The sequence below is a fragment of the Flavobacterium sp. 316 genome (assembly GCF_000967805.1).
Lineage (GTDB): Bacteria > Bacteroidota > Bacteroidia > Flavobacteriales > Flavobacteriaceae > Flavobacterium > Flavobacterium sediminilitoris.
The window spans coordinates 68081-78545 of sequence record NZ_JYGZ01000007.1 but is presented as its reverse complement, the minus strand read 5'-3'; the positions used below and the strand labels follow the sequence as shown (position 1 = coordinate 78545).

The window sequence follows — 10465 nt, the reverse complement described above, 5'->3', positions numbered from 1 at the left end:
TGGAATGATGATAATAACACTATAACGGTTTTATTAACTTCAAATAGCGAAGGAGATTATGATTATTCGTTAGATGGAATTAACTTTCAAAGTAGYAATACATTTAATGGATTGGATAATGGTGAATATACTGTTCATATAAGAGACAAGAATGGTTGCGGAGAAGTTTCTGGAGAAGTATATTTATTAATGTATCCTAAGTTTTTTACTCCAAATGGTGATGGTTATAATGATTTTTGGAAAATTAAATTTTCTGAAAATGAACCTAGTTTAACTATTAAAATTTTTGATCGTTATGGCAAATTCATAAAGCAATTAGGCGCTAATTCACAAGGTTGGGATGGAAATTATTTAGAAAAACCATTACCTTCTTCTGACTATTGGTTTATAGTTACAAGAGAAAATGGAAAAGAATTTAGAGGTCATTTTACTTTGAAGCGATAAAAAATATATTTATTACAAAAAATAAAATGTGTTATTTTCATTACAATTAATATAAATTTATTATTATTGTGTTATACTATATAATTGTTTCTAACAATATTTTAATATCACTAAAAAATGAAATCTTTACTATTATTAACTTTATTATTATTTTCAACTTTATCTTATTCTCAAGAAATATGTAATAATGGTATTGATGATGATGATGATGGATTAATCGATTTAGTTGATCCTAATTGTTTATGCTACACTTCTAGTAGCAATTACATTATTGAGAATCATAATTTTGAAAATTACAGCAACTGTCCTTCTCGCACTTCACAAATAGACATGGCGTATCCATGGATAAATGGAACATATAACGGAACTCCTGATTACATGAATAATTGTGGATATATCATGCCTATTCTAAATTCTTATCCAAATTTATTAAATTTCCCTTCTGGAAATGGAATTGCAGGAATAGTAATAGGAGATAGTTATAAAGAATATATTTCAACTAAACTATCAACACCAATACTTAACAATACTAATTATCAACTATCATTCAAAATTGCTGCCTTAATCACATCAATGGTTGAAAATTCTAATATTGATGCATCAACTTTAGAACCTATAAGTATCACTATATATGGTTGTAATGATATAAATAATGTTCCTGTTCATACATCATTAAGTCCAAATACTGCTGATCCAACATGGATAGAGTTGGGTTATATCTCCTATAAACCCGAATCAATTTGGCAAGAGGTAACTATCAATTTCAACTCTACCATTGATATAAATACTATTATGATTGGATCTCCTGAATTACTACCTCCTGGGTATGTATATGCACCTAACTATATTCCTTATTTTATTTTTGACGATATATTACTTAATAAAACAAATGAATATGATGTAATTATAAATCAATCTGGTCATCTTTGTTCTAATGATTTATTATTAACAGCAAATATTACTACTCCAACAAATGGAAACGTAGTGTACCAATGGTATTACAATGGAGACCTTATCCTTAATGCTACCACCTCTACATATAATGTCTCATTTAGTTCAACAGGAACTGGATATTATCATGTAAGAGTTGCAGATGATACTAATTGCTATATAAGTCCAAAATCACGCGTTTCCAATCTTTTACCAATTCCTAAAGTTATATTTACCTCTCCTTTTTGTTTTACTACTACTGGGTCGATTTTAGTACTAGATAACGCAGATGAGTATAGTATAGATAACGGAACAACATGGAGTTCTAATCCTTTTTTTAATTTACTAACTCCTGGATACTACAATGTAAGAACAAAAGTTTATAATTGTATTTCACCAATAAAGCCTGTTTATATTAATCCGCATATAAACAACTTACCTAATCCTGATGTTATAATTAATCAACCAAACTCCTGCGTTGATTTAGGAAGTATTACTATTTCCACATCTTCCAACGAGTATAGTTTTGATAATGGAAATACATGGACTACGAATAATTATCTCCATAATATTAGTCCTGGAGATTATTATATACTTATAAAAGATGATTCAGGCTGTACTTCTTTACCCTTTCTAATAACATTAAATAGTTACACTGATAATCATAATCCTCCTACTGGAGACCGTCATCAATACTTTTGTAATACTCAAAATGCAACTCTTAATGATATTGTTTTACACGGTTCAAACATAACCTGGTATCCTACTATAACTAGTACATCGGTTCTTCCATCTTCAACATTATTAATGAACAATACGTCTTATTTTGCCACACAAACAGTAAATGGTTGTGTAAACCCCACTAGATTTGAAGTCTTAGTAGAACTAACAGATACTTTACCTGCAAATAGTTACTCAAAATCATTTTGTGATGACTTGAATACTGGAAGTAAAATTATTAATCTTTCAGCATACAATTCGTACTTAACGAATTCAATTGGAAATACTTTTCAATACTATCATTCCTTAAATGGAGCTGAAAATCAAATTATATCTGATAAGATTATGAATCCAACTAATTATAACCTAACTATTGGCAATCATACTATTTATGTTCGAATTGATTCACAATATAACTGCTATAATATAGTTAAATTAAATTTATCATTAATAAATAAGCCATTTTTAACTATAAATGACATAATACCTATTTGTGAAGGTGCATCAATTACTATTTCTGCTGGAAATGGATTTGATGACTACCTTTGGTCAACTAATGAAACTTCTCCATCAATTACGGTTTTTCAACCAGGAAACTATTCTGTAACGGTTTCCGAAAATCACAATAATATAACTTGTACTACAACTAAAAACTTCACTGTAGTTAATTCAAATATTGCTACAATTTCTCAGATTATTACTTCTGATTGGAATGATAATAATAACACTATAACGGTTTTATTAACTTCAAATAGCGAAGGAGATTATGATTATTCGTTAGATGGAATTAACTTTCAAAGTAGYAATACATTTAATGGATTGGATAATGGTGAATATACTGTTTATGTAAGAGACAAGAATGGTTGTGGAGAAGTTTCTGGAGAAGTATATTTATTGATGTATCCTAAGTTTTTTACTCCAAATGGTGATGATTATAATGATTTTTGGAAAATTAAATTTTCTGAAAATGAACCTAGTTTAACTATTAAAATTTTTGATCGTTATGGCAAATTCATAAAGCAGTTAGGCGCTAATTCACAAGGTTGGGATGGAAACTACTTAGAAAAACCATTACCTTCTTCCGACTATTGGTTTATAGTTACAAGAGAAAATGGAAAAGAGTTTAAAGGTCATTTTACTTTGAAGCGATAAAAAATGAATAAAAAAAGTCTAAAATAAATTTTAGACTTTTTACTTTTTATCAATATAAAAAGATTAGATACGTTTACATAAGCCAGAAGGTGCGCAATATGTTCCTGGAGGACAAGAGTAACTACCGTCTTGTTCTAATTTACATGCTAAACCTCCATTAATAGTTCTTTTTTCTTTTTTGTTCAACTTTTGAACTCCTGTTTTTTTTAAAATTAATTCTAACATAACTTTATTGTTTAATTGTTTGTAAAATAATGTACTGTTTTTTTAAATATATACTAGGAAAGTATATTCAATCTAAAAATCTAATTTTCAAAATTATAAGTTTCTTCATGGAAATGTACAATCACCTGTACTATCAGGATATAATCCTGGTATTGTCCCGTTCGGACAATAAGAGAAGCAATAATGATCAACTCGTTTAATTCCTACATAACAAAAGCATCTACAATTAGAATCTCCAATATTTCCACTTCCTTTAATGCTTTTTTGCTCATTTTTAGCTAGTTTTTGAATTCCTTCTAAACTTAAAATTTTGTTTAACATGATTTATTTGTTTAATTGTTCGTTTTATAATCAATAATTTTTTTATAATTATCAACTTCCTAAAGGTAAATAAAAACGTAAAAACTATCACTTAAAAAATGTTAAATCCATTCCAGATTTTCTGTATACTTTTCAGGAAAATAAGTTAAGTATTGAACTAGTCTAGGCTTTTTACCATAATTAGGAGTAGCACAATGTGGCAAAGCTTGATGCCAAATAATAAAATCTCCGGCTTTTCCGGTTATGGGAATAGGTACTAATGTTTTTAAAGCTACTTCTCTTGGATTATCTGTCGGTGAAAGGGATTGCATCCAATTTTCAATGTGATGATGAAAACCGGGCACACAATGAAAAGTTCCATCTTTCTCATCACAATCTGACAGGTATAATAATCCTTGTAAACGAAAAGGTATAGGTTGTTTTAAACTTACATCCCAATGCAAATTACTTCCTAAAAAGGTATAATTTTCTGTGATTGGTGGATTGAAACTGACTTTATCTATCGTTTTATAAATTTCATTTGTTCCATACAATTGTTCGTATGCTTTTTGAATTTTTAGAGAGGCACGGTTTTTTTCTAAGGTTGGATGATTAAAAAAGTTAACCATTAATCCTTTTTGTTCTGTATGGGTTTTATACCAAGTTGTAGCATCTTCTGGATCTTTTTCTAAAAATTGCCAAATTGCCTTTTGTGTTGCCAAACAATCCTCTTCAGCAATTGCATTTTTCACTACCACATATCCATTGGTTTCCCAAAAATCCAAATCTTCTTTTGTAAGAACATCTGCTATTGCATCGGTTTTAGTTTGTATTTTTTTTTCTTTCTGTTGGATCCAGTTTTTAAATTCTATAGGACTTGGCTTTTCTTCGTGAAGATAATGCAAGGTTTCTTCCATACTTATTCCCAATTGATACAAATGTGCTGTTTCTTGATCCCAAGTGGTTTTGATAGTTGCACTACTGTTTCTTATTCTGTTCCAAAAATTTTCAATTAAATCCATATTAAAAATGAGTCGTTAGTATCAAATGTAACTGAATTTTATTTTTCTACAAAGAAAGGATGCCTTTTAGCATCCTTTTTTCTTCTTGTTTTTCTTAGCTTTCTTTTCTTTACCTTTTTTCGGTTTTAAAAGTTCTAATTTCCCTTTAATCCTTGCTTTTGTTTCTTCCAAATAATAATTGTATTCATTATTAACAACTGCTAACTTCATTTCTTTTAAAAGCTGTTTGGCTTCTTTAAATTCTTTTTTAATTTCTAGAAGTTGGATTTTCTTCATCAAAATCTCTACTTTGTTGATTCCTTTAATTGTTAAAGCAAAGTCGATTAACTTTTCTGCTTCTTCAAAATCTTCATTGGCTAACAATGTTTGAATGTAATAAGGATACACTTCAATAGCATTGATGTTAATCCCTAACGCTTGTTGGAAATAATTTTTCGCTTCTTCATAATTGAACAATTGCTCGGCTTGTATTCTTGCATACAAACATAAGGCTGTGGTATTCTTATCATCATACGACAAAGCATAATCTAAGGATTCTATGGTTTCTTCCAAACAATATGGATAATTATCCATGGCTTGAAACAAGTATTTATCTATTGATTTCATATCTCTAGTGATTAGTGAATAGTAATTAGTCGCTATTCCTTAATTCATTTTTAAATTTTAAACGTTCTTTTTTGTAGCTTTTAACTACTTTTTGTTTTTTAAAATCAGAACCTTGAAACACTCTTATAGGATTGCCTCTTTCAATTTGCATTTGGTTGGTCCAAGTATTTTGCTCTTGGTTTTTAAACTGATTCAAATTGTTTGCTTCAATCTTTTGCTTTAAGCGTTCGGTTGCTAACTTCTTGTTTTGGTGTTGCGAACGGGAATCCATAGCAACGACTGCAATGCCTGTTGGAATATGAGTCGCTCTTATTGCTGAACTCACTTTATTCACATGTTGGCCACCAGCTCCTGAACTTCGCATAGCTTGGTATTGGACATCTTTTTCATGGAATTTAGTTTCACTTGATTGTTCTATTTCAAAAATTCCTATAAACCAATTTTTTCGTTGGTGAAATTTTCGAAACGTACTTTTTCCAATCCATTGAATCGTGCCTAACCAAGACGTTACAAACTCGTTTGCTTTTTTACCTTCTAATTGAATAATAGCGGTTTCTACTGTTCCGTTTTCGCTACCTGCTTCTCTTTGCAAAACGGTTGCTTTTACTTGTAACTCGTTTGCTTCTTCCAACACTTTTTTCAAAACCTGAGCCACAACCCAAGTGCATTCTGCTGGTCCCCTTCCTGAGGTTATTTGTATTATTTTTTCCATTTTTCAATACTTTTTAAGAGCTTCTCTCTATTTTTTGCAGACTTTACAAATTGAGGCAATCTTGAAACCAATGTTTTATTAAAACTTCCATCATTATTCCTTTCTCGTAAATCTGCTCTTATGTAACGCTCTAAATACTCAATGTGATCCCTATTATAAGCCCAAAAAATAGCGTTATCAAATTGTTTTTGATACCATAATTCACAGTTAAAGTAAGATTCCCTTTGTTTGCTCACATCAGCATTAAAACCATAAGTAATCTCCTCAATTTTTGGTTTGAAATCTTTATGTTCCATACAAATTGGACATTTTAAATTTATTTTCTCTGGTTTTTCATTCAAAATCTGAGATTCATACTTGATTTTATCTTCATTATTACAGCAAAAAGTATCCACTATTGCTTTAAACTTCTTCATTTGACCTTTTTGAGCAAAATAGCAGTGTTTGCATTCTAAAATTCGTGTATCTCTATACAAATATTTTGATTCGTATGTTCTTTTAACTCCTGCTTTTGCGCTACACTTAGGACATTTTACATCTATGATATCTTCAAAATTTCCTAACCATTTATTTTCATCTTGAAACCTTTCCATACTTTTTCTTTTTACAAAAAATCCAATAGTTTCCTAGCTAGCCCCGATTGTAGCAAGTAGCTCCCGATGCAATCGGGACTACTTCGTAAAGCGGGAAAATGGTTGGCTGAAAATGCCCAAGCCATTCGCTCCTAGAAAAACAATTTTCCTTTTTTATTATCGGTCCATTCGCACTATTTTAGGAGTGAATGTTCCTAAGACATCCACCAATTCGGTTTGCAAAGCCATTACTTTGTTGATGTCTTTGTAAGCCATAGGTGCTTCGTCGATGCCTCCTCCTATTAATGTTACTTCATTATCAACCAAGACTTTTTTAATCTGGCTTTGCGTGAAACTCGTTTTACACTTGGCTCTTGAAAACAAGCGTCCTGCTCCATGTGAAGCGGAATTGAGACTTTCTTCGTTACCTTTTCCCATCACGATAAATCCTGGTGCAGTCATAGAACCTGGAATGATTCCCAAAACCCCTTTTTGGGCTGGTGTCGCTCCTTTTCTATGCACGATACATTCTTTGCCATCCACTTGTTCTTTCCAAGCAAAATTGTGGTGATTTTCGATAGTAACCACTACTCTTTTGCCTAAAGCTTTGGCTATTCTTCGGTGAATGTCATCGTGACAAGCCTTTGCGTAATCTCCTGCTAAGTTCATTGCCAACCAATATTCTTGTCCGTCATGCGTGTTCAAATCGAGCCAAGCTAGATGTTGGACATTCTTAGGTAACGGACATTGTTTTGTTGCCAAATAGGTGTAATGTTTCGCAATATTAGCCCCTAAACCTCTGGAACCACTGTGTGATAACACTGCCAAATATTCTTTGGGCTCTAGTTTCCATTCTGGTAACGGGTTGTCTAATTTTACGATACCAAATTCTACAAAGTGATTGCCTCCTCCTGACGAACCTAATTGTTTATAGGCTTTGTCTTTTAGTCTTTTTAACAAAGGAATGTCATCAAATTCATTGCGATAAAAGACATCATGATCAGCTTTTGTTTTGTGCGTTTCAGTCATACCAAATTTGGTATTGTCTTTTAAAATCGCTTGCAACTGATGGTCTTTTCCTTTCAAAAAAGAAGCAGGTAAATCGAAAATCGATAAACTCATTCTACAACCTATATCTACTCCTACTCCGTAAGGAATCACTGCATTTTCAGTGGCTAAAACACCACCTATTGGCAATCCGTAACCTGAATGTGCGTCTGGCATTAAAGCTCCTTTGACTGCGACTGGTAATTTTAAAGAATCATACAATTGAAACTTGGCTTGCTCGTCGATTTCGTTTTCTCCAAATATTGAAAAGGGAGCTCTTGTGTTTCTCAACTGGTTGAATTTCACTTGCACTGGATTGACTAATCCTTCTGCTACTTTCCCCCAAGTGCCATGCATTTTGAAATTTTCTGGATGCAACAACACTTCTTTCGCTTCGTTTAATATGCTTTCCTTTTTTTCTCTTTTTCTGTATCTATTAATTTGCCCTAAGGCAATATTGATTGCATTGTTCTTTGGGAAACCCAATTTGATTAGGTCTTTCCCGGATAATTTATTTCCCATAATCTATTCTTTTTTCGTTTACATAATCTTCATACAATTCTTGTAGACTTTTATTTTTATTTGGGTCACTATATTTTGGTTTTTCATCTTCATCATAATATCCTTTATAATGACCTCTCCCACTCTTTAATCTATTTATTTTATTGCGTAAATGATAGTTAGTAATTCGATTGTCGATCCATTGTAATTCACTTTCCAAAACTTCATCGATTGCTTTTTTATGTGTGATGAAATTTGGTCGTACTCGCAAAACATATCTCCAAGATTCATTGAATTTGTAGTAGTGAAGAAACCTTTTAAATACTTCACTCCACTCTACAACGAATGTAAAATAGGTCTTCTCTTTTTCTGTAAGACCGAATTTTTTACAATTCCAATGAAGTGGACAAACACGATACAATTCTTGATGTTCTTCGACCATAATTTTCTTACCTTTCTTTCTCACTTTTCTTGAAAATGATTTTGCATTGGAATATTTGTATGTATTAATTTTCGTTAGCAAATTCTGAAAAAAATCAGCATTTGGTGATCGTAATACATCTTCTCGCAATACAAAATAACGCACCCAACCTTGTTGGTATGGATTTTCTAATGGAATTAATGGTAAATTTCTTTTGTCTACAAACAACTTACGTTCTCGAACATAAATAGCATGCAATTGCTTATCAAAATCTTTTTTTACTAACCTTCTCTTACGTCTTGCACTTTTAAAACGACTGGCAAAAGCATAATCGTTCTCAGTGAAATTTCCCATTTGAAAAAGTTCATGTTAGTAACATAGCGTAAAAACTATGAGCATCTTCATCCAAAAAGGATAAAGTAATAGTTCGTGTATCGGGAATTTCTGAAGGGTCTAGAATTAAAAAAGCCCGAATCTAATTAGCTTCGGGCTTTTTCATATATTCTTAACTGAATTTACTAGGAATGAAATAAGCCACGAAGAAAAGCCCAACCAGTATCAACTGATTTATTGCTTTGGAAGTATGATGTAAATAATGTCATTTTTTCTTCGTTTTTAAAATTGTTATTTTTTCTGAGCACAAATTTTTGTAATTATTTTTTACATTTCCAAATTTATTTTTGATTTTTTTAATCTATCCTAAATGCTGTATCCTTATAAAATTTTTTATAATGAAGAATTACTTCATTTGAAGTTCCATCCATTATTTTTAAAAAAGCATATTTTTCAACCAATGGTTTAAATTTTTCTCCATATTCAAATAGGCAATTAAAAAACAACCAATATAATTCATAATCAGACAACTGAGCCCTAACGATAGAAGTGTAATAATATTTCTTTTTAAAGTCATTCTCAACAGAATCTTGGTCAAAAGTTTGTTCATCAATCATTTTAATTAATCTATAAAGATTTCTAAAATAATGTCCAAAATCAGTATTTACTTTTTCATAAATAAAATTATATATTGAATTAAAATGGCTAACAAATTTTAAATTATTATGTTCTAACTCACTCTTTTCAAGATTTAATTCTTGAAAAAAATCATAAGATTCTTGTATATTTGCAATAGGTCTTTTAGTTACACCTTTAACAATTTGATTAAAGTCCTCTTGTATTAAAGTATGAAGATGAAGATAAGTTGTTTTAAAAACATCTCTAGAATCATAAATAGCTTTACCTTTTCTAAGTTTTTTATTAAATTTATCAAGAAAACGTTCATAATCACTTTTAGGATCGATAAAGTCATTAAAATCCAAATCTATAGAATCAACAATTTGATGATGTAATGACAGCATATTGAAAAAGGTATTTTCAAATCTTTGTAAATTTTGCGTTTTATTTTGTTCAATATATATTTTTCTGGTTTCTTCTAATTCTTCTTTTTGAGCTTTAAATTCTTCTGTTTGAAGACTCATAGCTTCAATCTGAGATTTTAAAGCATCTCTATTTATCTCTAAATCTTCTTTTTGTTTATTTAATGCTACATAAAACAAAATGAATCCAGCTAAAGCCCAAATACTTCCAACAACACCTCCAATAAAATCTCCAAATTGACCAATTTTAGCTGAGTCAACTTCATCATATCTCACATTATCCCATTCTTTCCAAAGGAAAAAAACTAAACCAATGGCTATTAATCCAAATCCAATGTAAACAAGTTTTAATGAGTTTTTCTCAGATAAATGTTTCTCCATTTGTCAATAATTTATTATAAAAAGTTAATTATTTTTTTAAAATTAAACATTAATGAATT

The 10465-nt window shown here is 30.5% G+C and carries 11 protein-coding genes; 2 read left to right on the top strand and 9 right to left on the bottom strand.

From position 1 onward, the window contains the following. Positions 1-444, top strand: a 444-nt coding sequence (locus tag SY27_RS15510; RefSeq protein ID WP_045972023.1) for a T9SS type B sorting domain-containing protein, incomplete at its 5' end; no start/stop codon positions are given. Positions 445-561: 117 nt separating this feature from the next. Then, complete coding sequence (locus SY27_RS18325; RefSeq protein ID WP_052705375.1) at positions 562-3246, top strand: T9SS type B sorting domain-containing protein; 2685 nt, start codon at positions 562-564, stop codon at positions 3244-3246. Positions 3247-3309: 63 nt separating this feature from the next. Here SY27_RS18325 and SY27_RS18915 read toward each other — a convergent pair whose 3' ends face one another. From SY27_RS18915 to SY27_RS15465, 9 genes are all read right to left on the bottom strand, one after another. After that, positions 3310-3471, bottom strand: coding sequence for a hypothetical protein (locus SY27_RS18915; protein WP_161794165.1), 162 nt, complete (start codon positions 3469-3471; stop codon positions 3310-3312). Positions 3472-3576: 105 nt separating this feature from the next. Continuing rightward, positions 3577-3792, bottom strand: a complete 216-nt coding sequence (locus SY27_RS15500) for a hypothetical protein (RefSeq protein WP_045972021.1) — start codon at positions 3790-3792, stop codon at positions 3577-3579. Positions 3793-3893: 101 nt separating this feature from the next. Further along, positions 3894-4793, bottom strand: coding sequence for a phytanoyl-CoA dioxygenase family protein (locus SY27_RS15495; protein WP_045972019.1), 900 nt, complete (start codon positions 4791-4793; stop codon positions 3894-3896). A gap of 66 nt (positions 4794-4859) precedes the next feature. After that, positions 4860-5399 carry a hypothetical protein gene (locus SY27_RS15490; protein WP_045972017.1) on the bottom strand — a complete coding sequence of 180 codons (540 nt, stop codon included), beginning with the start codon at positions 5397-5399 and terminating at the stop codon, positions 4860-4862. A gap of 25 nt (positions 5400-5424) precedes the next feature. Continuing rightward, positions 5425-6111 (bottom strand): peptide chain release factor H, encoded by a 687-nt coding sequence (prfH, locus tag SY27_RS15485; RefSeq protein WP_045972015.1) that lies wholly within the window; start codon positions 6109-6111, stop codon positions 5425-5427. Next, a complete protein-coding gene (locus SY27_RS15480; RefSeq protein WP_045972013.1) occupies positions 6099-6704 on the bottom strand; it encodes a hypothetical protein in 606 nt (201 codons plus the stop codon). Before SY27_RS15480 ends, prfH begins: the two co-directional genes overlap by 13 nt. 156 nt (positions 6705-6860) lie before the next feature. Next, positions 6861-8252, bottom strand: coding sequence for an RtcB family protein (locus tag SY27_RS15475; protein WP_045972011.1), 1392 nt, complete (start codon positions 8250-8252; stop codon positions 6861-6863). After that, positions 8242-9006 (bottom strand): hypothetical protein, encoded by a 765-nt coding sequence (locus SY27_RS15470; RefSeq protein WP_045972010.1) that lies wholly within the window; start codon positions 9004-9006, stop codon positions 8242-8244. The genes SY27_RS15475 and SY27_RS15470 overlap by 11 nt, the downstream gene beginning before the upstream one ends. Before the next feature lie 335 nt (positions 9007-9341). After that, positions 9342-10406 carry a putative phage abortive infection protein gene (locus SY27_RS15465; RefSeq protein WP_045972008.1) on the bottom strand — a complete coding sequence of 355 codons (1065 nt, stop codon included), beginning with the start codon at positions 10404-10406 and terminating at the stop codon, positions 9342-9344. Between the last annotated feature and the right edge of the window lie 59 nt (positions 10407-10465).

Coding starts and splice junctions, on each gene's coding strand:
- SY27_RS18915 (WP_161794165.1), bottom strand. CDS start 3,471: ATGTTAGAATTAATTTTAAAAAAAACAGGAGTTCAAAAGTTGAACAAA.
- SY27_RS15500 (WP_045972021.1), bottom strand. CDS start 3,792: ATGTTAAACAAAATTTTAAGTTTAGAAGGAATTCAAAAACTAGCTAAA.
- SY27_RS15475 (WP_045972011.1), bottom strand. CDS start 8,252: ATGGGAAATAAATTATCCGGGAAAGACCTAATCAAATTGGGTTTCCCA.
- SY27_RS15490 (WP_045972017.1), bottom strand. CDS start 5,399: ATGAAATCAATAGATAAATACTTGTTTCAAGCCATGGATAATTATCCA.
- prfH (WP_045972015.1), bottom strand. CDS start 6,111: ATGGAAAAAATAATACAAATAACCTCAGGAAGGGGACCAGCAGAATGC.
- SY27_RS15495 (WP_045972019.1), bottom strand. CDS start 4,793: ATGGATTTAATTGAAAATTTTTGGAACAGAATAAGAAACAGTAGTGCA.
- SY27_RS15470 (WP_045972010.1), bottom strand. CDS start 9,006: ATGGGAAATTTCACTGAGAACGATTATGCTTTTGCCAGTCGTTTTAAA.
- SY27_RS15465 (WP_045972008.1), bottom strand. CDS start 10,406: ATGGAGAAACATTTATCTGAGAAAAACTCATTAAAACTTGTTTACATT.
- SY27_RS15480 (WP_045972013.1), bottom strand. CDS start 6,704: ATGGAAAGGTTTCAAGATGAAAATAAATGGTTAGGAAATTTTGAAGAT.